Origin of the sequence: Streptomyces sp. NPDC048172 (assembly GCF_043202595.1) — a bacterium.
GTDB lineage: Bacteria > Actinomycetota > Actinomycetes > Streptomycetales > Streptomycetaceae > Streptomyces.
Map to the genome: position 1 here is coordinate 1,545,093 of NZ_JBIDAT010000001.1, position 26,387 is coordinate 1,571,479.

A 26,387-nucleotide genomic window follows, 5' to 3' on the forward strand; every position below is an offset into this window, starting at 1 on the left:
GATGGGCGAGGACGGCTGCGAGAGGGACCAGGATGCTGGAATTCTCCGGGGGATCGCACCCCCCGTACTCCCGCCTGCCCTCGAACGGCAGGGGCGCGAAGGGCGCGCGCGGCAGTGGCAGTGGCAGCGGCACTGGCAGTGGAACGGGAGCCGGAGCCCCGGGTGCGGGGACCGGCGCGGGCGGGAGCGACGCGGGCGGTATGGGTGAGGGCACGGGTGGCGGCGCCGGAGGACACGGCGGCGCGGGCGGAGGCCTCTGTTCCGGGGGCGAGGAGTCTCCCTGGCTCCAGCGGTTCGTGGCCCTGCGCCCGCCGCTGCTGCCGGTCTGCGTGGTGCTCGCGGCCGGCGTCGCGCTCCTCGTGGGCGTCTACCGGGTGCTGACGGGCGGTCACGCGCTCTTCCCGGACGGCGCCGTCGGCTGGTCGTTCGCCGTGCTCACCGGCTGCATCGTCGCGCACCTCGTGGCCATGGGCCGCGACCGCTGGTGGGGCGGGACGGGCTCGGGCGCCGCGCTCACCCTCGCGATCCTGCTGCTGTACGGGTGGGTGCCCGCCGTCCTCGTCAGCCTCGCGGTCGTCGTGCTCGTCGGCGCGGCCCGGCGGCACCGCTGGCGCCAGGCCGTGGTGCACGGCGCGATCGACATCCTCGGCATCGGCGCGGCGGACCTCTGCCTCGCCCTCTTCGGCACCCACCCGTCCGTGGAGGACCCGTGGGAGCCCGCAGGCTGGTCGCTCGCTGCCGTGCCGCAGGTCGTGCTCGTCGCGGGCGCGTATCTGGCCGTCACACGGGCCCTGCTGTGGTTCTCCTTCGCGCCGAGCGCGACGTCCAGGGGGCTGTCGCACGCGATGCGTACGGCGCTGGTGCGGCAGACCCTGGTCGGCATCGCGCTGCTCGGGCTCGCGCCGCTCATCGCCGTCGTCGCGATGCACAAGCCGCTGCTGCTCCCGCTCTTCGCGGTGGCCCTGATCGCCCTCGACTCCACGCTGTGGATCGCGCGCGCCCGCGCGGAGGAGCAGCTGCGCGATCCGCTCACCGGCCTGCCCAACCGCCAGTGGCTGCTGGAGCGCACCTGGGCCGCGCTGGACGACGCCGACCGTACGGGGGCGCGTTCCGCGCTCGTCCTGATCGACCTCGACCGCTTCCGGTCTGTGAACGACACGTTGGGGCATCTCGCGGGCGACCGGCTCCTGTTGCAGATAGCGGAGCGGCTGCGGGCCGCGCTGCCGCGCGGCGCCGAGGCGGCGCGGCTGGGCGGCGACGAGTTCGCGGTGCTGCTGCCCGTCGCCGACTCCACGACCAGCGCCCAGCGGGTCGCCCGCGCGCTGGTCTCCGCGCTCAGCTCCCCGCTCGACCTCGACGGGCTCACGCTCGTCCTGGAGGCCAGCGCGGGCGTCGCCGTCTTCCCCGAGCACGCGCGCGAGGCCGAGGGCCTGCTGCGCCGCGCGGACGTCGCGATGTACGAGGCGAAGCGCGACCGTACGGCCGTGGAGGTCTACGAGGCGACGCGCGACGGCAACACCCCCGACCGCCTCGGCCTGCTGGCCGATCTGCGCCGCGCGCTCGACGCGAGCGAGGTCGAGCTGCACTACCAGCCCAAGGTCGGCTTCGACGGCACGGTCTCCGGGCTGGAGGCCCTGGTGCGCTGGGTGCACCCCGAGCGGGGCCGGGTGCCTCCCGACGAGTTCATCGCCATCGCGGAGACCTCGGGGCTGATGCCCCGGCTGACGGAGTACGTCCTGGAGACGGCGCTCGCGCAGGTGGCCAGGTGGCGCCGCGACGGCCTGACGGTGCCGGTCGCCGTCAACGTCTCGCCGCGCGACGTCCACTCGCCCGGCTTCGCCGGGGCCGTCGCGGCGCGGCTGGCCCGGCACGGGGTCCCACCGGGCGCCCTCCAGCTGGAGATCACCGAGCATGTGCTGCTGGAGGACCCGCAGCGCGCCGCCGACACCCTCGCCGGGCTCACCGGGCACGGCGTGAAGATGTCGCTGGACGACTTCGGCACGGGCTACTCCTCGCTGGTCCATCTGCGGCGGCTGCCGGTGAGCGAGCTGAAGATCGACCGTTCGTTCGTGGCGCGGCTGGCCGTGGACACCGAGGACGCGGAGATCGTCCGCTGCACGGTCGATCTGGCGCACTCGCTCGGGCTGATGGTCGTCGCCGAGGGCGTCGAGGACGACGAGACGTGGGAGCGCCTGCGCGACCTGGGCTGCGACGCGGTCCAGGGCTGGCTGGTCGCCGCCGCGATGCCGCCCGGCGAGACGACGGCGTGGCTGCGGGCGCGGGAGGCCCCCGCCCGCACCCAGATCCCGGGGCCCCCGGCGCGGACGTCGTAGCCCCCCCCGCCGTCGGGGCCCCACCCCCGCCGGCAGGGGCTGGGCAAGGCAGCCGTCGTAAGGAACCATGGTGCGTTCGTCTGCCAGAACGACACTCGGGGGAGTACACATGGCGGTCACTGAGCCACCGCATGCCATACAGCCCGTCACCGGCGCGCAGGGGGAGGCGCCGCGCACGGGGTCACCACGTCACCTGATGGCGTATCTCGTCGCCGGGACGCTGCTGTCGGTCGTCGCGCGGATCCTGATCAGCTGGACCGGATACGGGTTCACCTGGGGGCACGAGGACGCGGGGGACTTCCTCCGGGCGCTGTACGACTCGAACAAGCAGGTGGCCCCGGGGCTGCTGACGGCGTACCAGTGGTCCTTCGCGGGGGCCCTGACCGTGGTCGGCGCGGTCACCCTGGCGAACCGCAGGGCGGGCCGGAGCGGGGCGCTGTTGCTCGCCACCGTGCTCGTGCTGGTCGCGGTGCGGGAGCTGGTGGGGCTCATCGTCGACGACAACGACTTCAGGGACCGCTACTTCGGCGGGACCGGCCTCGCGCTCCCGGTCGTCGCGAGCTGGATCCTCGCCCTGCTGGCCGGGGTGGCCGTCCTGGTCGTGCTGCTGCGGGCCGCCGAACGTCCGGCTCCGGGCGCCGGGCGGGCCGCGCGTGGCCCCGGCTCCGGGCGCTATCCCGTCGCGGGCGTGCTCATGATCGTCCTGGGCCTGATGTCGCTGAGCTGGTTCGTCCACAACCTCGTCCAGGCCGAGTCGCGGCGGGGCGAACTGCTGCGTGACGTGGTGGACGCCTCCGCGCTGGGCTACTCGTCTTTCGCGGGAGACTTCCAGGTGTTCGAGGTCGCGTACGTGGTGGCGGCCCTCGTGCTGGGCGTACTCGCGCTGCTGCGGCGGCCGGCCGTACGGGGCGCGGCCTTCACGCTCATGGGCATCCAGCTGTACCTGGTCGCGCGGACCGTCATCGGGCTGACGCTCGCGGACTCCTCGGAGTTGCGGAACGGCCTGGTCAACTCGGACGGCGACACCGTGATGACCTGGGACTACCTCTTCGACACGACGCAGGGCACGCTGAGCGGCCTGACGAACATCGCCTTCGTGGTGCTCGCGCCGGTCGTGTGCGCGCTGCTGTTCCGCGCCCCGGAGGCGGGCGGGGCGGGGGCGGGCGCCGACGGTTTCCGTACGGGGGCGTCCCAGGGGTGACGCGTCAGAGGTCCGAGAGCGTGTTGCCGAGCAGGTTCGCGAAGGCGTCGCGTCCGGTGGCGCCCATCGCGTACTCGCCCGACCAGTGCAGGAAGTAGAAGCTCCCGCGCTCGCCCAGCGCGACGGTCCCGTTCTCGTGGCCGCCCGGGTCGGTGGTGAAGCCGACGGGGAACAGCCGTTCGCCGACGTGGTCCCCCAGGTCGCAGACCGCCCCGGCCTCGCCGTCCGAGAGCGGCCAGGGACGGAGCAGCACGCGCTCGCGGGTGTTCTTGCCGGGGAGCTGGAGCAGCCCGTACGTCCGCAGGAACGCCAGGGCGCGGTCGTGGGCCTCCAGGACGACGCCCTCCCGCGCGGCCTCCGCCACGACGGTGGCGGCCGTCCCCCGGGTCCGTGACGCGCCGATGTCGCGCCCGGGGAACCACCCCGCCCGCGCGAACCACCGGTCCACGTCCTCCGGGGCGACGGTGCGGGACGGCCAGGGCGCCGTTCCGTCCTCGCCCGTGAGGGCGGCGAGGACTGCCGGGAGCGGCACGCCCGGGTGCCCGTCGCGCAGCAGCCGGGCGGTGGGCTCCGCGACGGCGGAGTCGATACGGGAGACGAGCACGCCGCACGCGTCCTCCGCGCGCCGTACGGCCGCCCGTACGGCCTCGTCGCCTGCCTCGGACTCCGATGACGCCGCCGCCTCCCGCAGCAGCCCCGCGATCTCCCGTTTCATCGACTCGACCGCCCCGGCCGCCGCGTCCAGCGCGCCCGCGAGCAGCCAGGCCGTGTCCCGCAGCCCGGGCAGCACCTCGTCCGCGTCCGTGGCCGTCCAGTGCGGCGCGAACGCGGCGCCCACGCCCGCCCGGTGCAGGCCCCGGTACGCCCGGTACGCCGCGCCGCCCGCCTGTCCCGCGAGGTCCCGAAGCGCGTCGGCCGCCTCGCGGTACGGGTCCTCGTCGGCCGTCGGCCAGGCGAGGCCGAGCCGCCCCAGCATCCACGCGACGGTGCCGTCGTCCGGCGCCTCCAGTCCCATGGGCCCGGACGATACCCGCCGCCATACGGCGTTCATCAACTCTTCAACATTGGTCTAGACCTCTAGGTTATGGTGGCTTCCGTGCCAAGCACCTGACATGGGGGGATTCATGATGAAGCGTCAACTTCCGTTACCGCCCGACGACCGCGAGCTGTACTGGTACTTCGGGCCCCAGCGCAGATGGGTGCTGCTGTGCAGCTCCCTCGTCTCGGTCGTGACCGGCGCCAGCATGTGCGCCTTCGCGCTGCGGACGCCCGCGCTGTGGGCGTTCCTGGCCGTCCTCGGCCTCAACCTCGTGGCGCTCGTGCTGACCTCGGTCAACACGCTGCGCCAGCGCCGCTTCTCGCGCCGCTCGCACGAGGTGCTGCTCCGCGCCTGGCGCCCCGGGGACGCGCCGCGCGTGGACCTCTACCTCCCGACCTGCGGCGAGCCCCTCGACGTCCTCGCCAACGCCTACCGCGCCGTGGCCGCCGTCCGCTGGCCCGGCGGGCTCGACGTCTGGGTGCTCGACGACGCCGCCCGCGACGAGGTCGCCGCGCTCGCCGGGGAGCACGGCTTCCGCTACGTCGTACGCCCCGACCGCGGGCACCTGAAGAAGGCGGGCAACCTCAACCACGCCCTCACCCTCAGCACCGGCGAGCTGGTCGCCGTGCTGGACGCCGACTTCACCCCGCGCCCCGACTTCCTGCACCACCTCGTGCCCTACCTCGCCGACCCCACCGTCGGCATCGTGCAGAGCCCCCAGTGCTTCGACACCGACCCCTCGATGGGGTGGATCCAGCGTGCGGCGGGGGCCGCGCAGGAGTGGTTCTTCCGCTGGATCCAGCCCGCCAGGGACGCCGCCGACGCCGCCATCTGCTGCGGCAGCAACGCCGTCTACCGGCGCTCCGCGCTCGACGCGGCCGGGGGCTTCGCGCGGCTCGACCACTCCGAGGACATGTACACGGGGCTGGAGCTGCACCGGCTCGGGCACCGCACGCTGTACGTCCCCGTGCTCGTCGCCAAGGGCACCTCGCCCGAGACCGCGCACGCCTTCGCCAACCAGCAGTACCGCTGGGCCATGGGCAACCTCCGCCTCCTCGTCACCCGCGACCTCGGCCGCCTCGGCCGTACGGGCGCCTCGTGGCGGCTGCGGCTCTGCTACTACGAGGGCATCGCCGGGTACCTCGCGGGCCTCGTCAACACGGTCACCGCGCTGCTGCCGCCGCTCGTGATGATGTTCGGCTACCCGGAGCAGGTCCGCCCCTGGCACGTCCTCCCGCTGCTCGCGCCGCTGTGGCTGTGGCACGTGCTGCTGCCGAGGGTCAGCCGGACGCGCTGGCGCTTCGAGGTCGTCCGCGCCAACCTGCTGGTCAGCGCCGCCGCCGGGGCCGCGCTGCTGGACACGCTGCGCGGCCGGGGCGCCGGGTGGGTGCCGACCGGCGCCGCCTCGGGGAGCGCGCGGGGAGGCGGCGGCGCCGGCACGCGGATCGTCCGCGCCACCGCCTGGTGGCTCGCGCTCTCCACCGCCGCCACGCTCGCCGGGCTCGCCGTCGCCGTCCACCACGCGGGCTGGGGCGACGCGTGGGGTCTCGGGCTCTACGTCCTCGTCCAGTGCCAGCTCAACCTGCCGCTGCTGCGGGACCTGGTGCGCGCGCTCCGCGGCCGTACGGCCCCGGCGGCCCCCGCCGCTCCCCGTACTCCGATGCGGCCCCGGCGCTGGCCCGAGGCGCTGGCCACGACGTCCTCGCTGCTCCTCGTCCTCCTGCTGGCCTCGGGCTGGGCCGACCCCATGCTGACCTTCTGAAAGGGCCTCACGTACCGTGCCGTCCGCCACCGAGCACTGGTTCCGCCCCGACATCGAGGGGCTGCGTGCCGTCGCTCTGCTCGCCGTACTCGCCTTCCACGCCACCGTCCCCGGGCTCGCCGGGGGCTATGTCGGCGTCGACGTCTTCTTCGTCGTCTCCGGCTACCTGATCACCACGCTGCTGCTGCGCGAGGCGCTCACCACCGGACGCGTCCGGCTCACCGCGTTCTTCGCCCGCCGCGCGCGGCGGCTGCTGCCCTCGGCCGCCGTCGTGCTCATCGCCACCGTGCCCGCCGCGATGCTGCTCCTGCCGCCGCTCACCAGGCCCGACCTCTACCGCGACCTGCTCGCCGCCGCGCTGAGCCTCGCCAACTGGCACTACATCGAGGGGCAGACCGACTACCTCGCCGCCGGACGCGACCAGAGCGCGCTGCTCCACTTCTGGTCGCTCGCCGTCGAGGAGCAGTTCTACGCCGTATGGGCGCCGCTCTTCGCGCTCGTGGTGGCGCTCGCCGTACGCCGCCGGGCACGCGTCCCCCTGTTCCTCGTGGCCGCCGCCGTCAAGGGCGTCTCGCTCTGGCTGTGCCTGCGCTGGAGCGGCCAGGCCGTCTCGCTCGCGTACCTCGGAACGCCCTCCCGCGCCTGGCAGTTCGGCGCCGGGGCGCTGGTCGCCCTGCTGCCCGCGCGGTTACGGGTCCCGCCGCCGCTGCGCGCCCTGCTCGGCTGGGCCGGTGCGGCGGCGATCGTCGTCGCCGTCCTCCGCTTCACCGCCGCCACCCCGTATCCCGGCACCGCCGCGCTGCTGCCCACGCTCGGCACCGCCGCCGTGATCCTCGCCGGTGCCTCCGGTGCCTCCGGTGCCTCCGGTGCCTCCGGTGCCTCCGGGAACGCGGCCCGCTGGAGCGTCGGACGGCTGCTCGCGCTGCGCGCGCCCCGCGCCGTCGGGCGGCTCTCCTACCAGCTCTACCTGTGGCACTGGCCCGTGCTCGTCCTCACCGAGGCGCGTACGGGCCCGCTGTCCTGGCCCGCGAGGACGGCGCTCACCGCCGCCGCGCTGCTGCCCGCGCTGGCGGCCCGCCGCTGGGTGGAGACCCCGCTGCGCTCCTCCCGTACCGTCGCCGAACTCCCGCGCCGCGGGCTGTCGCTGGGGCTGAGCGCCATGGTCATCCCCGTCGTCCTCGGGCTCGTCGCGGGCAGCACCGCGCTCGCCCGCGTCGGGCCGACGCACCCCGTCGACCTGACGGCGCTGCCGCGCGGCGCCGCCACCGGGAGCGCGCTGCTCGCCGAGGGCGCGCGGGCGGCACCGCCCGGCGCGCTGGTCCCCGAACCGGCGCAGGCCCGGCGCGACTTCCCGCCCGACGGCGCCTGCCAGGTCGCGCCCGCCGCCACCACCTCGCCGCCCTGCCGCTTCGGAGGCGGCCCCGGCAGGCCCCGGATCGTCCTGCTCGGCGACTCGCACGCCGGGCAGTGGCACTCGGCGCTGCGCCGCGTCGCCGAACGGCGCGGCTGGGGCCTGGAGGAGCTCGCCAAGCAGGGCTGCCCGCTCGCCCGCCTCGACGTCGTCAACCCGCAGCTCGGCCACCGCTACCGCGAGTGCGACACCTGGCGCGACCACGCCCTGGACCGGCTGCGCTCCGGGCCGCGCCCCGCGCTGATCGTCCTCGCCTCGCTCAACCACTACACGGACGACCGCGCGGAGCTGCGGCGCGGCTGGGACCACACCCTGCGCCGCCTGCGCGCGACCGGGGCGCCCCTCGCGTACGTGAGGGACACCCCGACGCCCGGCACGGACGTGCCCGCCTGCGTCTCCGGGCGGCCCGGCGACCCGGACGGCTGCGCCTTCCCGCGCGGTACGGCGCTGACGCGCGATCCGCTCGCGGAGGACATCGCTTCGGGCCGCCGCCCGGGCCTCCACCTGGTCGACGTCAACCCGGTGCTGTGCCCGGACGGCGGGCCCGAGTGCCCCGCCGTACGGCAGGGGGTGCTGCTCTACCGCGACGGCGCGCACCTGACGAACACCGCGACGGTGCTGCTCGCCCCGCGCGTCGAGCGCCGGCTCGTCACGTCGGGCGCGCTTCCCGCGCTTCCCGCGCGTCCTACGAGTCCCCGTACACCCGGCCGTCCTTCAGGGTGAAGTGGTCGGTGGGGGAGCAGCCGATGGACGGGGTGACGGTGAGGCTGACCTCGATCGGGGCGGGGTTCGTGGAGCCCGCCGTGAAGCGGCAGACCGCGCCCTTGCCGGTGAGCGGGTACCAGAACCAGCCGCCGACCTCGCCGACCGTCACCCGGTCCGTCTCCTTCCACGCGCCGCTCGTGTGCCCGTAGACGGTGAGGCGGACGCTCGCGGCGTACGGGTCGCCGGTGTCGCGGAGGGCGGTGAGGGTGAGCTTGTAGTCGTCCCCGAGAGTCGTGGACGCGATCTGCTTGGTTTCGGCCTTCTTCTCCGGCGGCGCTGCGGTGGCCGCCGGAGCCGAGGCGAGCGTCGTGGCCGCCGCGGCGGCGACGGCGAACGTGAGAGCGGTGGTCTTCATGCGCTTCATGCTTCCCCCAGTGAAGAGATATGTCTCTCTTTCTGGGACAACCGAGACATGTCCAGGGTTGTAGCGGAGGCACCACCGGCCTCCCGGCAAAGCCCTTCGCGGGCATCGAGCGGGGACCCATAGGATTGGGGCGGAAAATCCAACACTCACCCCAGAGGATCGCTGCATGCCTGGCATCTCGCGCGAGGAGGTCGCCCACCTCGCGAAGCTGGCGCGTCTGGAGCTGAAGGACGAAGAGCTCGATCACTTCGCCGGACAGCTCGACGACATCATCGGGGCGGTCGCCACCGTCTCGGATGTCGCCGACGAGGACGTTCCGCCGACCTCCCACCCGCTGCCCCTGACCAATGTGATGCGCCCGGACGAGGTCCGTCCGAGCCTCACCCCGGCGCAGGCCCTCAATCAGGCGCCCGCTCAGGAGCAGCAGCGTTTCAAGGTGCCGCAGATCCTCGGGGAGGAATGACGACCATGGCCACCGACATCATCAAGCTGACGGCCGCCGAGCTCGCCGGGAAGATCGCGAGCGGCGAGCTGTCCGCCGTCGAGGTGACCGAGGCGCACCTCGCCCGTATCGAAGCCGTGGACGAGAAGGTCCACGCGTTCCTGCACGTGGACCGCGAGGGCGCGCTGGAGAAGGCCCGCGAGGTCGACGCCAAGCGGGAGCGCGGCGAGAAGCTCGGGCCGCTGGCCGGTGTGCCCCTCGCGCTGAAGGACATCTTCACCACGCAGGGCATCCCGACCACCGTGGGGTCCAAGATCCTCGAAGGCTGGATCCCGCCGTACGACGCGACGGTGACCCGGCGCCTGCGGGAGGCCGACGTCGTCATCCTCGGCAAGACCAACATGGACGAGTTCGCCATGGGGTCCTCGACCGAGAACAGCGCGTACGGGCCGACCGGCAACCCCTGGGACCTCACCCGTATCCCCGGCGGCTCCGGCGGCGGCTCCTCCGCCTCCCTCGCGGCGTACGAGGCGCCCCTCGCGATCGGCACCGACACCGGCGGCTCGATCCGCCAGCCCGCCGCCGTCACCGGCACGGTCGGCGTCAAGCCCACCTACGGCGGGGTCTCCCGTTACGGCATGGTCGCCTTCTCGTCCTCCCTGGACCAGGGCGGCCCCTGTGCCCGTACGGTGCTGGACGCGGCGCTGCTGCACAGCGTGATCGGCGGGCACGACGAGCTGGACTCGACCTCCATCGACCAGCCCGTCCCGGACGTGGTCACCGCCGCGCGGAACGGGGACGTGAAGGGCCTGCGGGTCGGCGTCGTCAAGGAGTTCCGCGGCGAGGGGTACCAGGCGGGCGTGATGCAGCGCTTCGACGAGTCCGTCGAGCTGCTGCGCGAGCTGGGCGCCGAGGTCGTGGAGATCTCCTGCCCGTCCTTCACCAAGGCCCTCGCGGCGTACTACCTGATCGCCCCCTCCGAGTGCTCCTCGAACCTCGCCCGCTTCGACGCGATGCGCTACGGCCTGCGCGTCGGCGACGACGGCTCGCACTCGGCGGAGGAGGTCACCGCGCTGACCCGCGAGGCCGGGTTCGGCGACGAGGTCAAGCGCCGCGTCATGCTCGGCACGTACGCGCTCAGCTCCGGCTACTACGACGCGTACTACGGCTCGGCGCAGAAGGTCCGCACCCTGATCACCCGTGACTTCGAGAAGGCGTTCGAGCAGGTGGACGTGATGGTCTCACCGACCACCCCGACCACCGCCTTCCCGATCGGCGAGCGCGCCGACGACCCGATGGCGATGTACCTCGCCGACCTGTGCACCATCCCGTCCAACCTGGCGGGCAACGCCGCCATGTCACTGCCGTGCGGGCTCGCGCCCGAGGACGGGCTCCCGGTGGGGCTCCAGATCATCGCCCCCGCCCTGGCCGATGACCGGCTCTACCGTGTCGGTGCGGCGGTCGAGGCCGCCTACCAGGCACGTTGGGGTCACCCGCTGCTTGAGGAGGCACCGTCGCTGTGAGTGGAAAACTGGAGAAGGCCAAGGGCTTCAAGAAGTCGAAGCCCGGCACGTACCTGTCCATCGGCACCACGCTCTTCGGCGCCGTCAGCGTCGCGAAGCAGGCCAAGAAGGCGCGGCTGGAGGGCGACAAGCTCCAGCTCGTCGACGCGGTGGTGTCCGCCGCCGCGATCGCCACGGGCGTCGCGCTGCTCGTCCGCGAGCTGCGCCGCATGAGCGTCGACGACGTCCTCGCGGACGACTGAGTCCCGCGCGGACGACTGAGAAAGGTGAGCTTTTTCCGTGACCACCGTCACTGAGCTGGTGTCGTACGACGACGCGCTGGAGTCCTACGACCCCGTGATGGGCCTAGAGGTCCACGTCGAACTCGGCACCAGGACCAAGATGTTCTGCGGCTGCTCGACCGAGCTGGGCGCCGACCCCAACAGCCAGGTCTGCCCGACCTGCCTGGGCCTGCCGGGCGCGCTGCCCGTCGTCAACGCGACGGGCGTCGAGTCCGCCGTCCGTATCGGCCTCGCGCTGCACTGCGAGATCGCCGAGTGGTGCCGCTTCGCCCGGAAGAACTACTTCTATCCGGACATGCCGAAGAACTTCCAGACCTCGCAGTACGACGAGCCGATCGCCTTCAACGGCTATCTGGACGTCCAGCTGGAGGACGGCGAGGTCTTCCGCGTCGAGATCGAGCGCGCGCACATGGAGGAGGACACCGGCAAGTCCACGCACGTGGGCGGCGCCACGGGCCGTATCCAGGGCGCGTCCCACTCCCTCCTCGACTACAACCGCGCGGGCATCCCGCTCATCGAGATCGTCACCAAGCCGATCGAGGGTGCGGGGGAGCGGGCCCCCGAGGTCGCCAAGGCGTACGTCGCCGAGCTGCGCGAGCTCATCAAGGCCCTCGGCGTCTCCGAGGCGCGCATGGAGCAGGGCCAGATGCGCTGCGACGTGAACCTGTCGCTGCGGCCCCACGGCCGGGAGAAGTTCGGCACCCGCTCCGAGACGAAGAACGTCAACTCGCTGCGCTCCGTGGAGCGCGCGGCGCGCTTCGAGATCCAGCGGCACGCGGCGGTGCTCGACGCGGGCGGCACGATCGTCCAGGAGACCCGGCACTTCCACGAGGAGGACGGCTCCACGACGCCGGGCCGCGTGAAGGAGGAGGCGGAGGACTACCGCTACTTCCCCGAGCCGGACCTCGTCCCCGTGGCCCCGCCCCGCGAGTGGGTGGACGAGCTGCGCGGCACGCTGCCGGAACTCCCGCGCGAGCGCCGCAACCGGTTGCGCGAGGAGTGGGACATCTCGCAGCACGAGATGCAGTCCGTGCTGAACGCGGGCGCCGTCGACCCCATCGTCGCCACGATCGAGGCGGGCGCCGACGCCGCCTCGGCCCGTAAGTGGTGGATGGGCGAACTGGCGCGCAGCGCCAACGAGCAGGGCGTCGACCTGACCGCGCTGCCGATCACGCCCGAGCAGGTCGCCCGGGTGACGGCCCTGGTGTCCGAGGGCTCGCTGAACGACAAGCTGGCCCGCCAGACCATCGAGGGCGTCCTCGCGGGCGAGGGCACTCCGGACGAGGTCGTCGAGAAGCGCGGCCTCAAGGTCGTCTCCGACGAGGGCGCGCTCGGTACGGCCGTGGACGAGGCCATCGCCGGGAACCCCGGCATCGCCGACAAGATCCGCGGCGGCAAGGTCCAGGCGGCGGGAGCCCTGGTCGGCGCCGTCATGAAGGCCACTCGGGGCCAGGCGGACGCGGCCCGCGTCAAGGAGCTGATCCTGGAGAAGCTGGGCGTCGAAGGCTGAGCCTTCCAACTCCCGGCCGACGTCGAGGGCCCCGCACTCCGGTGCGGGGCCCTCTTCTTCTCTCTCCGCTCAGCGCCGCCGCCCGCGCAGCAGCCGGTCCAGGGACAGGGGGCCGGGCCCGGTGCAGACGAGCAGCAGGAACGCCCAGCAGTAGAACGCGGCGATCTCCCCGCCGTTGTCCAGGGGGATCAGGCCCTCGGGCGCGTGGGTGTCGAAGTACGCGTAGGCCATCTCCCCGGAGCAGAGCAGGGCCGCCGTGCGGGTGCCGAGGCCGAGCATCACCAGCGTGCCGCCCACGAGTTCGATGACAGCCGCGTACCAGATGGGCCAGTCGCCCGTGGCGGCGGTGTCGACCTCGGGCCCGGCCGCCGGGCCGATGACGCCGAAGAGGGAGCCGAGGCCGTGACAGGCGAAGAGCAGCCCGACGACGACACGGAAGAGGGAGAGGACGTACGGGTGCGCCGTGTCGATGCGCCTGATGAGCGCGGCGGACCGGTCCGGTAACGGGGCGCTGGGCTTGGTGGGGTCGGTGGGCGTGGTGGGATGCATGGGCCGTCTCCCTGTAGGGGCCGGGCGGGCGCGAGAACCGCTGAACCGTTCCCACTCTCGCCCGGGCCCCTACCGCCACGCGTCGTACGGCCGACGACCGCTGACCTACTCCGCGAGGAGTACGGGCGGCGTCAGCGTGAGTGCGGCTGCCAGGCGTTGCCCTGGTTCTGGCCGCGGGCGCCCTGCTGGCCCATGCCGTACTGGGCGCGGACGCCGCCGCCGATCTCGGCGCCCTGGGGCGGGAGGAGTTCGCTGGGCTGGACGAGCGCGTAGCCCTGGCCCATGAAGGAGAGCTCCCAGCCCTCGCCGGTGTTGCCCCGGCGCCGCCAGACGCCCTGCGACGAGGTCTGGGCCTGCATCTGGACGCGGAGGCCCGAGGACCAGGCGACGACCGCGTCCGAGTCGGCGTTGACGTACGTGTCCGGGGTGACGTTCAGGAGCAGCGGCTGCCCGGACGTCATCAGGGCGACCTTGCCCTGCCCGGTGATGTTGAGGTTGTACGCGCCGGTGCCGGAGATGCCGAACTGGCTGTCCACGGAGATGATCTCGTGGTGCAGCGTCGAGTCCATGGCCAGGACGTACGAGGCGTCCACCGTGAGGCCGTCGCGGTCGACGTCCACGACGTGCACGAACTGGGCGAGGTTGGCGAGGAAGACCGACCCCTGGCCCGAGCAGCGCATCAGCGGGAGCTGCTCGCGCTGCGGGCCCCGGCGCCTGCCGCCGCCCTGGAACTCGGCGTCGAACTCCAGCAGGCCCTGGTAGGCGACCATCGCGCCCTTGCGGGCCAGCACGTCGTCGTGACCGGTGAGCTGGACGCGGAGGAGCTGCGGGTTCTGGACGGCGTAGCGGTCCTGCGTCTGGACCTCGGCGTATCCGAAGAGTGAGCTTTGCACGGCTGTTCTTTCCTCCCCGTCAGCCCCGGACCCGGATGCGGTCCGTGCTGTCCTCGCTCGGCTGGACGACCACGAACCCCTGTCCGGAGAACGCGATCTGGTACGCCTCGCCGCTGCCGCGCCCGATGAGCGCCCCGGCCTTCATGCTGCGCTTGCCCTTCATCTTCAGACCGCTGGACCAGGCGACGAGCGCGTCCGGATCGACGTACGTCTCGTCCTCGCCCCGCCCGCAGTCCACGACGACCGGCGCGCCGCGCGAGGTGAGCGCGACCCAGCCGGTGCCGCGCACGGCCACGTTGAACAGGCCCTGCCCAGCGAATTTGGCCAGGCCCTTGACGCGTTCGACACCCCACTGGAGGTGCGCGTCGAAGGCGAGCAGGTTGGTGCCGTTGACGGAGAGCGACTCCTCGTTGAGGTTCACGCAGACGACGTCCGCGCCGTAGTCCGCGAGGTAGAGCAGGCCGTCGCCGCGGCAGAGCATCAGCGGGTTCTGCTCGCCGGTGAGCCACTGCGAGGCCATCTGCCGTACGGCGGGCGGGTTCGCCTCGTACTGGACGAAGCCCTCGTACGCGACCATCGAGCCCGGCCGGGCGAAGAGGTCCTGGCCCGACTGCATCGCGACCTTGACCATGTGCTGGCCGTGGTTCTGCATACGGGCGGTGACCGGTGCGGCGGCGAAGCCCGCGAGTGCTGCTGGCTGGTTCATGTGACGGGCTCCCTCAGACCTCGTACGGCTGGACGACGATGAAGTTCCCGGGGGCGCCGCGGAACTGCAGGTTCACGGTCTCGCCGCTGTGCCCCGGATAGGCGTTGCGGTGCAGCCGGACCTGGCTGGAGATGACGACCTGCGCCGCCGCCGACCAGGCCACGACCGCCTGCGCGTCCGCGAACGTGGTGGGGGTGACGGGGAGGACGACGGGCGTGCCCTGCGTCTTCACGATCACCGTGCCGGTGCCGGTGAACTGCATGGTGAACAGCGCGCCGCCGGGGATGCCGTGGCCCTCGATGCGGCGGACCTCGTGCTGGAGCGACTCGTCGAACGCGAGCACGTTCTCGGCGGAGACGCAGAGCCCGTCGCCCTGCAGCTCGACGGGGTGGACGTGCGCGTTCTGCTCGGCGAAGAAGACCTGGCCGCGGCCGGTGCAGCGCATGAGCTGCATCTCCTGGCCCGTCGCGTTCCCGACGACGCGGCCGGAGAAGCCCGCGCCCTTGTACGAGAAGTCGACCTTGCCCTGGTACAGCACCATGCTGCCCTGCTTGGCGAGGACGGGCTGGCCGTCGATGCCGATGTCGGCGCGGACGAGCGCGTGGTTCTGGAGCGTCCACCGCTGGCCCGTCGGGACCTCGCGGTACTTCTCCAGGGCCGCGCCGATCCCGGCCGCGGGCCCCTGCGGGATCTGCGGGGCGCCGAAGCCTCCGGCGGCGGGGCCGCCGGGCGGGCCCGGAGGGGCCTGCTGCGCGAACGGGTTGGACAGCTGCTGGCCGGGGGCCTGGGGCGCCTGAGGTGCCTGAGGTGCCTGGGGCATCTGCGGGGCCTGGGGCGCCGGGGGCTGCTGGGCCTGCTGCGGCGGGAACGGGGTGTTCGGCTGCGGCGGGCCTCCGGGCGGGCCCTCGCCGGGCGGCGGCGGAGGCGGCCCGAGGGGACCGGTGGGCACGGCGACGGTGGGCGCGCTGTGCACGTCGGGCTGCGCGGGGGCCGGTGCCGGAGCCGGTGCGGGCGCCGGGGCCTGCGGTGCAGGTGCCGGTGCAGGTGCCGGAGCTGGCGCGGGGGCCGGTGCGGGTGCGGGGGCCTGCGCGGCGGCGGGCGGGGCGAAGCCCGGCGCGGGCTGCGCGGGCGGTGCGAACCCGGGCGCCGCGGCCTGCTGCTGCGGCTCCGGCGCCGGTGCCTGCTCCTCCGCGACCTCGCCGCCGAAGTGCTTCAGCAGCGCGTCGAGCCCGCCGTCGAAGCCCTGCCCGACCGCGGCGAACCGCCAGATGTCGTCCTTGCGGTAGAAGTCCCCGAGCATCACGGCGCGCTCGGTCGTGAACTCCGAGCCGTCGAACGCGTACCGCGCGACCTCCTCGCCGCCCGCGACGATACGGATGTACCCGGGCCCGGCCTGCGACATCTGCCCGGCGCCGTCGAGGGCCGCCGTGAACGACAGGCGCTGCACCTGCGCGGGGATCCGGTCCAGCGTCACCCGGAACGACTCGGCGTCCCCGGCCTGCGCGCCGAGGAGCTGGAGCGACTCCTCGGGCGACTTCGGCTGATTGAAGAAGATGAAGTAGCGGTCGTCGGAGAGGCGCTCCTGCCCGTCCAGACCGAAGCAACTGATGTCGAAGGCGAGTCCGGGCCCGGCGACCTGCACGCCGATGTACAGGTCCGTGCCCGCCGTCAGATCACTGACCTTGGCCTTGTGGCCGCGCTGCAATTCCCTGGGCATACGTAACGACGTCCCCCATCCCGTGGTGCGTGTTCGGCGTGCTGCTGTCGTCGTGCGTGACCCGCCCGGTCCGACAGTGACCACAGGCTAACGGGTCTCCGCGCGGGCGCCGCCGTGTGCGTACCCCCGGCGTGCGCCGGACCTGTGTGCTCCCGCACGGTGTCGCCGCCGTCAGGCGCGGCGGCGGGAGGCCGTCCAGAGCCAGGCCGAGAGGGCGAGGGGGACCACGACCTGGACGCCGTGGACGATGCGCCAGGGCGTCAGGCCGCCGGGGTCGACGGAGACCATGAACAGGTTCAGGACGAGGACCACGGCGGCGGTGAGCACGGTCGTCACGGTCTTCTGGGACTGCGTGAAGCGCGGGGTCAGCCAGAGCAGGACGATGCCCCCGATGCGCAGGACGGACGCCAGGAGGCCCATGTCGAAGATCAGGCCGACCGGGGTGGCGAGGGCGAGGACCAGGGGCGCGATCCACGGCTCGATGTTGCCGCGCGCCGCGCGCGGTGCGGGCGCGGCGGCCGGGATGCCCGCCTCGCCGAGCGCGGTGGCCGCGATGGTGCGGGGGTCGCCCAGTTCGCGCAGGACCTCGCGTATCGCCGCGTCGTCCTCGGCGCCGCGCTCGGCGAGGGTGACCTCGATGTGCTCGGCGAGGTCGGCGAGCAGCTCCTGCTTGCGCTCGGCGGGCAGGGCCGACGCCTCGCGCTCGACCGCCGACAGGTACTGGTGGATCGCGGTGTGCTCGCCGGTCTTCATGGTGCTTCTCCTGGTGCGTGGGGGATGGAGGGTGAGGGGGAGGCGGCGGATGACGGGGGAGCAGGCGGCGCTGCGAGGAAGTGGTCGACCGCGTTCCGGAAGCCGGGCCAGATGTCGGCGAACTCGGCGAGCGCCGCGCGTCCCGCGTCGGTCAGCTCGTAGTAGCGCCGGGGCGGGCCCGAGGTGGACTCGCGCCAGGTCGTGACGACGAGTTCGTCCCGCCGGAGCCGGGAGAGCAGGGGATACACGGTGCCCTGACTCGTCGCGAGCGCGCCGCTCTCCTCCAGCTCGCGCAGCAGCTCGACCCCGTACCGGGGGCCGTCGCGCATCAGCGCCAGCACGCAGTATTCGAGCACGCCCTTGCGGAGCTGGCTCTCGGCCTTGCCTCCGGCGCGGTTGCTCGCCTTGCCTGGTTCCATGCAATGCACAGTACCTTGCGACCTACGGGTTGCGGAAGCCGCCCTTCCCTCGGCCCTCGTGGGCGGCCCTGCGCCGCCGCCAGTACGCCACCGTGACCGCGCCCAGCAGCGGCCCCCACAGGACGAGCGGGGCGTAGCAGGCGTAGAACACCGCCTCGCTCCAGCCGCCCGCCGAGCCCGGGTAGTCCTCGGACACCGGCTCACCCCGGATCGTCGTGCCGGAGATCTGCGTGACGAGGGCGAAAACGGTCCACAGGAGCGTCAGCGCCACGGTGCCCAGCGCGGCCGGGACCACGGCGGCGGCCGTCGGGACCCGGCGCCCGCGCAGGACGGGGAGCCAGCGCGGGAACACCTCGCCCCAGGACGCGATCAGCCCGACGGCCGTGAACGCCAGCGCCTCCGAGAAGAGCGAGAGGAGGACCACGTACACGGGAGTGGGCAGCCAGGCGGGGAGGTTGCCGCTGCCGTGGTCCTCGCCCAGCCCGGGGATGAAGACGGCGATCCGCCACAGGCCGGACGGGAGGACGGTCAGCGGGACGGCGAGTGCCGCGAGGTGCGCCCAGCGCGGGACTCCGGGGACGGGGGCGTGCGCGGCGCGCCACGCGGCGCGCAGCCGCCCGGTGGTGCGCTGCTCCTCGGCGGCGTGGATCCGGTCGGCGTTCATGGACGGGCTGTTCATGGACGGGATCTCCTTCGGCGGCCGGACTCGCACGGTCCGGCGCCTCTCGAAGATCGCAGCGCGCCCCGCCCCGGCACGTCGCCCGCCGGGGCCAACCCCGCCGACTGCCCTCCGCCGCGCGGCGGAAGGGACGACGACCCCGGGAGGAGGGACGGCGCCGTCAGGCGTCCGGGGCCCACTCCGTGACGGTCAGCGTGTCGCCCACCCGCAGCGTCCCGCCGCGCAGCACCGAGAACTTGGTCCCGAACGTGACCCCGCCGCCTGCCTCCTTCGGGTTGCGGCGGTACGCGGCGAGGGTGCGCAGCGGTTCGGGGCCCGCCTTGGCCCCGGCCTCCTGGTCGACCAGCGTGACGGCGCAGCGGATCGCGGGCTTGGCGTACGCCAGCTCCGTACCGGCGACCGTGGCGCGGCGGATGCCGTCCTCGCGGTGCGGCTCGGGCCAGCCGTCGACCACGATGTTGGGGCGGAAGCGGGCCATGGGCAGCGGGGCGCGGCCCGCCGCCTCGATACGGGCGTTGAGCCCGTCGAGCGAGGCACGGGAGAGGAGATGGACCGCGCCGCTGTCGGCGAAGCCGGAGGTGCCGGGCGTGAGGCCGTCCGTCACGCGGTCGTGGTCCGGCGGCACGCGCACCAGGCGGCTCGGCGTGCCGAGGAACTCGGAGAGCCAGGCGGCGGCCTCGTCGCCCTGGTCGATGCCGCGGAAGGGGGCGCCGAAGAGGTCCACGGGGCGTGCGGGCGACTCCGTGTCCACCTCGACCTTCACGGGGCCCGCGCCCCGCGCGTCGAGCGTGAGCACGGCCCCGTCGGCCGCGATCTCCGGGCGGATCAACGCCAGGGCCGGGTGGTGGCGTTGGGTGCGGTACACCCCGTCCTCGTCGGTGACCATGAACGCGCGGTCGTGCGCGAGCCCGGCGGGCCCGAGCGGCACCTCCCGCTCCGCGACCCCGGCGCAGCCTTTGACGGGATACGTGATCAGTTCCGCGACGTCGACCCTGGTGACCATGGCCTCACGGTAATGCGCGGCGCGTTCGGGACGCGGTGGGTTTTCCGCGGTGGTCATGGTGGTCATGGTGGCCACGGCAGCGTCAGGCGGCCTGCGGGGCGGACGTCGCCGGAGCGGCGCCGCTCTCGCGGGTCTCGCGCGTCTTACGCGTCTCGCGCAGGAACAGCAGGCCGGTGACCACCATCAGCGTCGCGGTCAGGCCATGGACGCCGAGCGCGGTGGCCGCGGAGCCATGGTGGCCCAGCACGGTGGTCATGTCGCCGTACGCGGCGAGGGACTCCACCAGCAGCACCCAGCCCAGTGCCCGGCGGTGGCCCGTCACCAGCAGGATTCCCAGGCCCAGGGCCATCACGACGTCGCGGATCCCCTTGACGACGAGGAAGCCGCCGCCGTCGCCGGACGGCCAGCTCGGCAGGCCGAAGGTCGGCGCCACCGTCTCCGGTCTCAGGATGAACTCCGTCCCGAACCAGAGGATGAAGAGGACGAAGGCGGCGGCCAGGACGGTGTTGACCTTCTTCAGTGACAGCTTCAGCGACATCGTTCTTCTCCTTGTGGGTCTGTGGGTCTGTGGGTCCGGGTGTCAGGCGAGGGCGGCGGCCAGGCAGGCGAAGGCGGCGACGATGACGGCGACGCGGACGTAGTGGAGGCGGTCCCAGCGGGTCAGCTGCTGCTTCCAGTCGGCCGGCCGGCTCTCGGGGGTCCAGGCCTTGACCCGGTTGTTGATCGGGACGAGCAGCAGGACCGACATCAGCACGCTGACGACCAGCAGCGCGGCGGCGGCGATGACGAGGCCGGTGCCGTCCTCGTGGCGCCCGGCGACGGCCCAGATCCCGACGAGGACGAGCGAGCCGATGTACCAGAACGGCATCACGGCGCCGCCCACCCGCCCCCCGTGGATGCGGCCGAGCAGGCCGTTGTCGCCGGGGAGCGCGTTGAGGATCGGGTTGATGAAGAAGGGGACGGCGAACTCCACCCCCACCATCACGCCGACGACGACGGTGGTGACGATCTCAAGTGCGGTGAGCATGAGGACCCCTCCTGGGATCGGGAACGGAATCTAGCAGTGCTAGCCGATGGGGCAACGCTAGCGCTGCTGCCGCTCGTTTGTCTAGCGGTGCTAGGATCGACTCATGTCGGTACAAGAACGCAAGCAGCGCGAACGGGCGGAGCGTGAGCGCCTCATCGTGGCCACGGCTCGCGAACTCGCCGAGGAGCAGGGCTGGGACGCGGTCACCACCCGGCGGCTCGCCGAGCGCATCGAATACAGCCAGCCGGTCCTCTACAGCCACTTCCGCGGCAAGCGCGAGATCATCGGCGCCGTCGCCCTCCAGGGTGCCGCCGAGATGGCCGTGGCGATGCGGCACGCGACGGCCGCCGGGTCGAGCCCGCGCGCCCGGGTCACCCTCCTCGCCCGCACCTACCTCGACCTCGCCGAGCGTCATCCGGCGGTCTACGACGCCCTGTTCCAGCTCGACGGTGGCCTGCTGTACGCGCAGGAGGACACTCCCGAGCCGCTGAAGGACGCCTTCGCCGCGATGCTGGAGACGCTCGGCGAGGTCGCCGGGAAGGGTGTGGATCCGGTGCTGTTCACCGAGACGTTCTGGGCGGCCCTGCACGGCCTGGCCACCCTGACCCGGGAGGGACGGCTGCCGCCGGAGGAGACCGACTACCGGGTGAATCTGCTGGTGGACCGGCTCGCCGTCCTCTGAGTGGCGGCGGCGAGGGGGTGGTGTGGGTTCCCACGTGGGTTTGTGTGGGTTAAGGTTCCGGCAGATGGGGCGCGGTCGCGTGCCTCTGGCTCGTGTTCCTGGAGGGTTCCCTCTTGACCCCTCCCCCTTGTGAACGAGGGGGATTCCTAGCTCACGTCGCCTGCCCCCCGGCGGGGGAGCAGGTCTTACACGATCAGCACTAGCCGGGTTGAAGACCAGCCCGGACCAGCATCACGCGAGCGGAGTTCTTGTCCCGAGGTCGGGACACTCCGCACGCGGTGCAGGCATACGTTCGTTCCGAGAGAGGCAGCGCGTGCTTGGTTCTCGCTCCGCAGTCCGCGCAGTCCATCGTGGTATGCGCCGGATGCACCAGGTGCACAATCCGGCCGTGCTTGCGGGCCATCTCGACCAGGGCCGCCTTGGTGGCACCGATCGCCGCATCGGCGGCCTTGCGGGCCATGGTCGACTTCGCGAGGAACTTCGGCCTGAAGTCCTCCACCGCGAGGGCGTCATGGTTCCGCACCACCTTCTTGGCCCACTTGCGGCCGGTGTCCTGCCGCTGGGCTGCGACCTTGCGGTGCAGCTTCGCAGTCTGCCGCTTCGCCTCGCGGTAGCCCTTCGAGCCAGCCTGCCCCTTGGGCGGCTTGCGGCGGGCCATCATCCGCTGGTACTTCGCCAGCTTCTGCGCCGCCGTCCTGCCGTGCTGGGCGTGCGGCAGGTCGTGGTCGTCGCTGGTGGTGGTCGCGGTCTCCCTCACACCCCAGTCGATACCGATCACGCGTCCGGTAGCAGGCAGTTCCTCGGTCACTGCGGCCGTCACGAAAGAGACCCACCAGTGCCCCACCGCGTCGCGGTACACGCGCACGCTGGACGGCGGTTCGGGCAGTTCCCGCGACCACACCGGGCGTACCACGATCCCGCCGGCGAGGTGCACGCGCCCGTCTTTCAGCCGGAACCCCCGCCGGGTGTATTCGAGGGTGGGCAGTGCCTCGCGCTTCTTCTTGTACTTCGGCATCCCGGCACGCTGCCGCATCGGCAACCCGGCCTTGATATCCCTGAGCGCCCTGGCGCGGGACTTGCCGAAGTCGCGGATCAACTGCTGCTGAGGAACACAGGCACCCTCCCGCAGCCACGGCGTACGGGCACGGGCCCCGGTCAGCATCGCCGCGAGCTGAACCGGCCCACACGTCGCCTTCTCCCCGGTCGCCCGATTGCGCGCGTGAACCTGCTTGGACTTGGCGACGCACTCATTCCACACCCACCGGCAGCGGTCCCACTCCGCCTCAAGGGCAGTACGGGCCGTGGACGACAGACGCAGACGGTAGGCGTACCGACAATGCCCGGTCGCCTCCGTGGTCGCTTCTGTCATCACGCATCCGAACCTACCCGGGAGGACTGACAGTTGACTCCGATTGATCTTTGCGGTGTCCCCCACCAGCAGATCCGGTGTACACCGATCCGCCCTGACGGCGAATCGACCTTCCCTGCCCCGCTCACGCGGAAGCTTCGCTTCCTCCCCCGGCAGAAGCCGGGGGTATCCATGGAGGAGACCCGATGACTGACCTGATCAGCGCCGATCTGGTGGACACCGACCTGCCCGCCACCGACCGTCGCGCGGCCGTCCGGCTGCTGGCCGCGCGGCTGCGCGACGCGGGACGGGTGACCGATCTGGACGGCTTCCTCGCGGACGTCGAGGCGCGCGAGGCGCAGGCGGCGACCGGGCTGGACGGCGGGGTCGCGATCCCGCACTGCCGGTCCGCGCACGTCACCGTCCCCAGCCTGGCCTTCGGCCGGGTCCGGGAGGGCGGCGTCGACTTCGGGGCCGCCGACGGCGTCCCCGCCGATCTGGTCTTCCTGATCGCCGCGCCCGAGGGCGGGGACTCCGAGCACCTGAAGATCCTCGCCGCGCTCGCCCGCCGCCTCGTACGCCCCGCGTTCACGGGGGAGCTGCGCGCGGCCGAGGACGCCGAGGCCGTCGCCGCGTTCGTGCGGCAGGAGGTGACGGTGCAGTGAGCGCCGCGCCGCAGACCTCGGCGGGGGAGTCCCCGGGCGAGTCCCGGGAGGAGGGGACGGGCGGGGCGCGTATCGTCGCCGTCACCGCCTGCCCGACGGGCATCGCCCACACGTACATGGCCGCCGAGGCCCTGGAGCAGGCCGCCGCCGAGGCGGGCGTCCGGATCGACGTCGAGACGCAGGGCTCGGCGGGTGCCGAGCCCGTCGCCGCCGACGTCATCGCCGCGGCCGACGCCGTGATCTTCGCCGCCGACGTGGAGGTGCGCGACAAGGACCGGTTCGCGGGCAAGCCCACCGTGCAGGTCGGCGTGAAGAACGCGATCAGCGACGGCGCCGGGCTGATCGCGCGCGCCGTCGCCGCCGCCGGGAGCGGCGCACGCGCGGAAGCGGAAGAGGCCGCTACGGAACGGGAGACCGCGCCCGCCGCCGAGCCGCCGCAGGGCGAGGGCCGCGGCGCGCAGCTGCGGGGCTGGCTCATGACCGGGGTCAGTTACATGATTCCGTTCGTCGCAGCGGGCGGCATCCTCATCGCGCTCGGCTTCGCGCTGGGCGGGTACGAGATCGACAAGGCCGCCGCCGTCACCAAGCACTTCGACTGGACCGAGCTCAAGAGCTGGGCCGCGCTCTGCTTCCAGACGGGGCAGCTCGCCTTCGAGTACCTGGTCCCCGTGCTGTCCGGCTACATCGCCTTCGCCATGGCCGACCGTCCTGGCCTCGCGCCCGGCATCGTCGGCGGCGCGGTCGCGGTCGCCGTCGAGGCCGGGTTCCTGGGCGGGCTCGCCGCCGGTCTGATGGCGGGCGGCCTGGTGCTGTGGCTGCGCAAGCTGAAGATCCCCGCCGCGCTACGGGCGATCATGCCGGTCGTCGTGATCCCGCTGCTCGGCTCGCTGATCGTCGGCGGGCTGATGTTCACCGTCGTCGGCAGGCCCATCGCCTGGGCGCAGGAGGGGCTCACCGACTGGCTCAACAGCCTCAGCGGCGGCAACGCGCTGCTGCTCGGCGCCGTCATGGGCATCCTCTCCGCCTTCGACATGGGCGGCCCGGTCAACAAGGTCGCCTACACCTTCGGCGTCGCGGGCCTGACCACCGGCACCGACGGCGCGTTCAAGGTGATGGGCGCGGTCATCGCGATCAACGTCGTGCCGCCGCTCGCCCTCGCGCTGGCGACGACCGTGCGCAAGTCCCTCTTCAGCAAGGCCGAGCAGCAGAACGGCAAGGCTGCGTGGGTGCTGGGCTTCTCCCAGATCACCGAGGGCGCGCTGCCGTTCGTCGCGCTCGATCCGCTCCGCGTGATCCCCGCGTGCATGGCCGGGTGCGCCACCACAGGCATGATGACGATGGCCATCGGCACGCCCCTGCGGGCCCCGCACGGCGGCCTGTTCGTCACGCCGCTGGTGGGCAGCCCGTTCCTGTGGCTGCTGTCCATCGCCGTCGGGGTGGCGGTCGCCGCGCTGCTCGTGATCGTGCTCAAGAGCACGACGCGGCGCGCGTCGGCGGCCGTCCAGGACGCGTGAACGAACGGAGAGTGCCCACCCCATGAGCAGCGACCGGCAGAGCGACCGGCAGAGCGCCCCGCAGAACGACCGGCAGCAGTACGCGGCCGAGCGGCAGCAGACCCTCCTGCGGATCGTCCGCGAGGACGGCAGGCTCGACGCCGCCGAGACCGCCGAGCGGCTCGGGGTCTCCGCCGAGACCATCCGGCGCGACCTCGTCCTGCTGGAGCGCCAGGGGCTGCTGCGGCGGCAGCACGGCGGGGCCGTCCCCGCCGAGAGCCTGTCGCTGGAGCCGCCCACCGCCGAACGTACGGGCTACCAGCGCGAGAAGCGCCGCATCGCGCAGGCCGCGCTGGAGCACGTGCCGACGGCGGGGACGGTGCTGATCGACGCCGGGTCCACCACCGCGTGCCTCGCGGAGATGTTCCCCGGCGACCGCGAGCTGACCGTCTTCACCAACACCCTGCCCGTCGCGCTCGCGCTCGTCGGCCGGCCTCAGCTCGACGTCCACACCCTCGGCGGCCGGGTCCGCGCCCGTACGCTCGCCGAGGTCGACCACTGGGCGATGCGGACCCTCTCCGAGATCAGGGTCGACGTCGCCTTCCTCGGCACCAACGCGATCTCCGTGGAACGGGGTCTGAGCACGCCCGACACCTCCGAGGCCGCCATCAAGCGGCTGATGTTCTCGGCGGCGCGCAGAAGGATCCTGCTCGCCGACCACCACAAGGTGGGCAGAGAGCGGCTCTACCAGTACGCCCAGCTCGCCGACGTCGACCTCCTCGTCACGGACACAGGGCTGTCCGACGAGGACGCGGCGCGGCTCACCGACGCCGGAATCCAGGAGATCCTCCGCGCATGATCGTCACGCTGACCCCCAACCCCTCCATCGACCGCACCCTGACGGTCACGGAGTACGTCCCCGGCGAGGTCAACCGCGCCGAGCCGTGCGGGCTCGAACCCAGCGGCAAGGGCATCAACGTCTCCCTGGCGCTGCTCGCGCAGGGCCGCCCCACCCGCGCCGTCCTCCCGCTCGGCGGACCCGACGGCGCCGTCCTCGCGCAGATGCTGCACCGTACGGGGCTGGACTTCGCCGGAGTGCCGGTCGCGGGCTCCGTACGGAGCAACGTGAGCGTCGTCGAGAGCGCGAGCGGACGCGTCACCAAGGTCAACGAGCCGGGCCCCGAGCTCAGCGCCGACGAGACGGCGGCGCTGCTGGAGCGCGCGGTCAAGGACGCGGAGGCGGCCTCCGCGAGCTGGCTGCTGGCCGCCGGAAGCCTGCCGCGCGGCGTCGAACCCGGCTTCTACGGGCGGCTGCTGGAGTCCGGGGTCACCGCGCGGGTGGCGGTGGACAGTTCGGGCGCGGCACTCGCGGAGGCGGTCCGGCACGGCCCCGACCTGGTGAAGCCCAACGTCCACGAACTCGCCCAGGTCGCGGGCGTGCCCGTGACGCGGCTCGGCGACGCGGTCGACGCGGCGCGGCGCCTCCAGGACGCGGGCGCGCGCACGGTCCTCGCGAGCCTCGGCGCGGACGGCGCGCTCCTCGTCGCCCCCGGCGAGCCCTCGCTGCACGCCGAGGCGCGCGTCCTGCGTCCCCAGAACACCGTCGGGGCCGGTGACGCCCTGCTGGCCGGGTTCCTGGGAGCGGGCGGCGAGGGGGCCCCGGCGCTCCGGGAGGCCCTGCGCTGGGCCTCCGCCGCGATCATGCGCTCCGGCACGCTGCTGGGGCCCGACATCGACGACTCGGGGTTCGAGATCTCGTTCCACGACCGGGTCGAGAGGGACCGCGAGCTGCTGCTCGACTGAGAGCGCCGCCGCCCCGCCC

At 73.1% G+C, this 26,387-nt stretch carries 23 protein-coding genes and 2 pseudogenes; 12 read left to right on the forward strand and 13 right to left on the reverse strand.

Annotated features, from left to right (window positions below; all coding sequences use genetic code 11):
* The first annotated feature begins 32 nt into the window (after positions 1–32).
* The gene (locus tag ACGF3A_RS07150) at positions 33–2,333 is read left to right on the forward strand and encodes a putative bifunctional diguanylate cyclase/phosphodiesterase (RefSeq protein ID WP_393726590.1); all 2,301 of its coding nucleotides are present in this window, start codon (positions 33–35) and stop codon (positions 2,331–2,333) included.
* 109 nt (positions 2,334–2,442) lie between these two features.
* Entirely contained in the window at positions 2,443–3,534 is a 1,092-nt protein-coding gene (locus tag ACGF3A_RS07155) for a hypothetical protein (RefSeq protein WP_393726592.1), read from the forward strand.
* Positions 3,535–3,538: 4 nt separating this feature from the next.
* Here ACGF3A_RS07155 and ACGF3A_RS07160 read toward each other — a convergent pair whose 3' ends face one another.
* Positions 3,539–4,549 (reverse strand): SUKH-3 domain-containing protein, encoded by a 1,011-nt coding sequence (locus ACGF3A_RS07160; RefSeq protein WP_393726594.1) that lies wholly within the window; start codon positions 4,547–4,549, stop codon positions 3,539–3,541.
* A 109-nt stretch (positions 4,550–4,658) separates the two neighbouring features.
* Between ACGF3A_RS07160 and ACGF3A_RS07165 the strand changes: the two genes are divergently transcribed.
* Positions 4,659–6,335: a glycosyltransferase family 2 protein gene (locus tag ACGF3A_RS07165; protein WP_393726596.1), complete on the forward strand. Its 1,677-nt coding sequence runs from the start codon at positions 4,659–4,661 to the stop codon at positions 6,333–6,335.
* Between the two features lie 16 nt (positions 6,336–6,351).
* Positions 6,352–8,469 carry an acyltransferase family protein gene (locus ACGF3A_RS07170; protein WP_393726598.1) on the forward strand — a complete coding sequence of 706 codons (2,118 nt, stop codon included), beginning with the start codon at positions 6,352–6,354 and terminating at the stop codon, positions 8,467–8,469.
* Here ACGF3A_RS07170 and ACGF3A_RS07175 read toward each other — a convergent pair.
* Positions 8,432–8,866: a hypothetical protein gene (locus tag ACGF3A_RS07175; protein WP_393726600.1), complete on the reverse strand. Its 435-nt coding sequence runs from the start codon at positions 8,864–8,866 to the stop codon at positions 8,432–8,434. The genes ACGF3A_RS07170 and ACGF3A_RS07175 overlap by 38 nt on opposite strands.
* A 175-nt stretch (positions 8,867–9,041) precedes the next feature.
* Here ACGF3A_RS07175 and gatC point away from each other — a divergent pair, with 175 nt between their 5' ends.
* From gatC to gatB, 4 genes are read left to right on the forward strand one after another with little or no spacing between them, the layout of a single operon-like run.
* Entirely contained in the window at positions 9,042–9,338 is a 297-nt protein-coding gene (gene gatC, locus ACGF3A_RS07180) for an Asp-tRNA(Asn)/Glu-tRNA(Gln) amidotransferase subunit GatC (protein WP_393726602.1), read from the forward strand.
* The gene (gene gatA / locus ACGF3A_RS07185) at positions 9,335–10,840 is read left to right on the forward strand and encodes an Asp-tRNA(Asn)/Glu-tRNA(Gln) amidotransferase subunit GatA (protein WP_393726604.1); all 1,506 of its coding nucleotides are present in this window, start codon (positions 9,335–9,337) and stop codon (positions 10,838–10,840) included. The genes gatC and gatA overlap by 4 nt, the downstream gene beginning before the upstream one ends.
* On the forward strand, positions 10,837–11,082 hold the full coding sequence (locus ACGF3A_RS07190) for a hypothetical protein (protein WP_393726606.1): 246 nt from the start codon (positions 10,837–10,839) through the stop codon (positions 11,080–11,082). Before gatA ends, ACGF3A_RS07190 begins: the two co-directional genes overlap by 4 nt.
* Before the next feature lie 37 nt (positions 11,083–11,119).
* Entirely contained in the window at positions 11,120–12,631 is a 1,512-nt protein-coding gene (gatB, locus tag ACGF3A_RS07195) for an Asp-tRNA(Asn)/Glu-tRNA(Gln) amidotransferase subunit GatB (protein WP_393726608.1), read from the forward strand.
* 69 nt (positions 12,632–12,700) lie between these two features.
* Here the strand turns inward: gatB and ACGF3A_RS07200 are convergent, their stop codons facing one another.
* From ACGF3A_RS07200 to ACGF3A_RS07245, 10 genes are all read right to left on the reverse strand, one after another.
* The gene (locus tag ACGF3A_RS07200) at positions 12,701–13,180 is read right to left on the reverse strand and encodes a DoxX family protein (protein ID WP_393726610.1); all 480 of its coding nucleotides are present in this window, start codon (positions 13,178–13,180) and stop codon (positions 12,701–12,703) included.
* 131 nt (positions 13,181–13,311) lie between these two features.
* The gene (locus tag ACGF3A_RS07205; RefSeq protein ID WP_393726612.1) at positions 13,312–14,073 is read right to left on the reverse strand and encodes an AIM24 family protein; all 762 of its coding nucleotides are present in this window, start codon (positions 14,071–14,073) and stop codon (positions 13,312–13,314) included.
* A gap of 19 nt (positions 14,074–14,092) precedes the next feature.
* Positions 14,093–14,779 carry an AIM24 family protein gene (locus ACGF3A_RS07210; RefSeq protein ID WP_393726614.1) on the reverse strand — a complete coding sequence of 229 codons (687 nt, stop codon included), beginning with the start codon at positions 14,777–14,779 and terminating at the stop codon, positions 14,093–14,095.
* A 13-nt stretch (positions 14,780–14,792) separates the two neighbouring features.
* Positions 14,793–16,496, reverse strand: coding sequence for a TerD family protein (locus ACGF3A_RS07215; protein ID WP_393726616.1), 1,704 nt, complete (start codon positions 16,494–16,496; stop codon positions 14,793–14,795).
* A gap of 171 nt (positions 16,497–16,667) precedes the next feature.
* On the reverse strand, positions 16,668–17,249 hold the full coding sequence (locus tag ACGF3A_RS07220; protein WP_393726618.1) for an HAAS signaling domain-containing protein: 582 nt from the start codon (positions 17,247–17,249) through the stop codon (positions 16,668–16,670).
* On the reverse strand, positions 17,246–17,668 hold the full coding sequence (locus tag ACGF3A_RS07225; protein ID WP_393726620.1) for a PadR family transcriptional regulator: 423 nt from the start codon (positions 17,666–17,668) through the stop codon (positions 17,246–17,248). The genes ACGF3A_RS07220 and ACGF3A_RS07225 overlap by 4 nt, the downstream gene beginning before the upstream one ends.
* A 22-nt stretch (positions 17,669–17,690) precedes the next feature.
* A complete protein-coding gene (locus ACGF3A_RS07230; RefSeq protein ID WP_393726621.1) occupies positions 17,691–18,347 on the reverse strand; it encodes a hypothetical protein in 657 nt (218 codons plus the stop codon).
* A 160-nt stretch (positions 18,348–18,507) separates the two neighbouring features.
* Positions 18,508–19,350, reverse strand: a complete 843-nt coding sequence (locus ACGF3A_RS07235) for an MOSC domain-containing protein (protein WP_393726623.1) — start codon at positions 19,348–19,350, stop codon at positions 18,508–18,510.
* 82 nt (positions 19,351–19,432) lie between these two features.
* Positions 19,433–19,876, reverse strand: a complete 444-nt coding sequence (locus tag ACGF3A_RS07240; RefSeq protein ID WP_393727203.1) for a DUF4267 domain-containing protein — start codon at positions 19,874–19,876, stop codon at positions 19,433–19,435.
* 54 nt (positions 19,877–19,930) lie between these two features.
* On the reverse strand, positions 19,931–20,377 hold the full coding sequence (locus ACGF3A_RS07245; protein ID WP_393726625.1) for an anthrone oxygenase family protein: 447 nt from the start codon (positions 20,375–20,377) through the stop codon (positions 19,931–19,933).
* A 103-nt stretch (positions 20,378–20,480) separates the two neighbouring features.
* Here ACGF3A_RS07245 and ACGF3A_RS07250 point away from each other — a divergent pair, with 103 nt between their 5' ends.
* Positions 20,481–21,059, forward strand: a complete 579-nt coding sequence (locus tag ACGF3A_RS07250; protein WP_393726627.1) for a TetR/AcrR family transcriptional regulator — start codon at positions 20,481–20,483, stop codon at positions 21,057–21,059.
* Between the two features lie 177 nt (positions 21,060–21,236).
* Here the strand turns inward: ACGF3A_RS07250 and ACGF3A_RS07255 are convergent.
* Positions 21,237–22,428, reverse strand: a pseudogene (locus ACGF3A_RS07255) (RNA-guided endonuclease InsQ/TnpB family protein); the annotation flags it as partial.
* Positions 22,429–22,613: 185 nt separating this feature from the next.
* On the opposite strand from ACGF3A_RS07255, the pseudogene ACGF3A_RS07260 reads away from it, so the two are divergent.
* The 3 genes and pseudogenes from ACGF3A_RS07260 to ACGF3A_RS07270 all read left to right on the forward strand — a co-directional run bounded on the left by ACGF3A_RS07260 (position 22,614) and on the right by ACGF3A_RS07270 (position 26,368).
* Positions 22,614–24,586: pseudogene (locus ACGF3A_RS07260) on the forward strand (fructose-specific PTS transporter subunit EIIC).
* Positions 24,587–24,608: 22 nt separating this feature from the next.
* On the forward strand, positions 24,609–25,424 hold the full coding sequence (locus ACGF3A_RS07265; RefSeq protein ID WP_393726629.1) for a DeoR/GlpR family DNA-binding transcription regulator: 816 nt from the start codon (positions 24,609–24,611) through the stop codon (positions 25,422–25,424).
* On the forward strand, positions 25,421–26,368 hold the full coding sequence (locus ACGF3A_RS07270; protein ID WP_393726631.1) for a 1-phosphofructokinase family hexose kinase: 948 nt from the start codon (positions 25,421–25,423) through the stop codon (positions 26,366–26,368). Before ACGF3A_RS07265 ends, ACGF3A_RS07270 begins: the two co-directional genes overlap by 4 nt.
* Positions 26,369–26,387 lie beyond the last annotated feature (19 nt).

What these genes read in the sequence shown, in the direction of transcription:
- ACGF3A_RS07220 (WP_393726618.1), bottom strand. Translation starts at nt 17,249, where the DNA reads ATGAAGACCGGCGAGCACACCGCGATCCACCAGTACCTGTCGGCGGTC.
- ACGF3A_RS07175 (WP_393726600.1), bottom strand. Translation starts at nt 8,866, where the DNA reads ATGAAGACCACCGCTCTCACGTTCGCCGTCGCCGCCGCGGCGGCCACG.
- ACGF3A_RS07150 (WP_393726590.1), top strand. Translation starts at nt 33, where the DNA reads ATGCTGGAATTCTCCGGGGGATCGCACCCCCCGTACTCCCGCCTGCCC.
- ACGF3A_RS07165 (WP_393726596.1), top strand. Translation starts at nt 4,659, where the DNA reads ATGATGAAGCGTCAACTTCCGTTACCGCCCGACGACCGCGAGCTGTAC.
- ACGF3A_RS07245 (WP_393726625.1), bottom strand. Translation starts at nt 20,377, where the DNA reads ATGCTCACCGCACTTGAGATCGTCACCACCGTCGTCGTCGGCGTGATG.
- ACGF3A_RS07235 (WP_393726623.1), bottom strand. Translation starts at nt 19,350, where the DNA reads ATGGTCACCAGGGTCGACGTCGCGGAACTGATCACGTATCCCGTCAAA.
- ACGF3A_RS07160 (WP_393726594.1), bottom strand. Translation starts at nt 4,549, where the DNA reads ATGGGACTGGAGGCGCCGGACGACGGCACCGTCGCGTGGATGCTGGGG.
- ACGF3A_RS07210 (WP_393726614.1), bottom strand. Translation starts at nt 14,779, where the DNA reads ATGAACCAGCCAGCAGCACTCGCGGGCTTCGCCGCCGCACCGGTCACC.
- ACGF3A_RS07200 (WP_393726610.1), bottom strand. Translation starts at nt 13,180, where the DNA reads ATGCATCCCACCACGCCCACCGACCCCACCAAGCCCAGCGCCCCGTTA.
- ACGF3A_RS07225 (WP_393726620.1), bottom strand. Translation starts at nt 17,668, where the DNA reads ATGGAACCAGGCAAGGCGAGCAACCGCGCCGGAGGCAAGGCCGAGAGC.
- ACGF3A_RS07270 (WP_393726631.1), top strand. Translation starts at nt 25,421, where the DNA reads ATGATCGTCACGCTGACCCCCAACCCCTCCATCGACCGCACCCTGACG.
- ACGF3A_RS07155 (WP_393726592.1), top strand. Translation starts at nt 2,443, where the DNA reads ATGGCGGTCACTGAGCCACCGCATGCCATACAGCCCGTCACCGGCGCG.
- ACGF3A_RS07230 (WP_393726621.1), bottom strand. Translation starts at nt 18,347, where the DNA reads ATGAACAGCCCGTCCATGAACGCCGACCGGATCCACGCCGCCGAGGAG.
- ACGF3A_RS07215 (WP_393726616.1), bottom strand. Translation starts at nt 16,496, where the DNA reads ATGCCCAGGGAATTGCAGCGCGGCCACAAGGCCAAGGTCAGTGATCTG.
- gatC (WP_393726602.1), top strand. Translation starts at nt 9,042, where the DNA reads ATGCCTGGCATCTCGCGCGAGGAGGTCGCCCACCTCGCGAAGCTGGCG.
- gatA (WP_393726604.1), top strand. Translation starts at nt 9,335, where the DNA reads ATGACGACCATGGCCACCGACATCATCAAGCTGACGGCCGCCGAGCTC.
- ACGF3A_RS07250 (WP_393726627.1), top strand. Translation starts at nt 20,481, where the DNA reads ATGTCGGTACAAGAACGCAAGCAGCGCGAACGGGCGGAGCGTGAGCGC.
- ACGF3A_RS07265 (WP_393726629.1), top strand. Translation starts at nt 24,609, where the DNA reads ATGAGCAGCGACCGGCAGAGCGACCGGCAGAGCGCCCCGCAGAACGAC.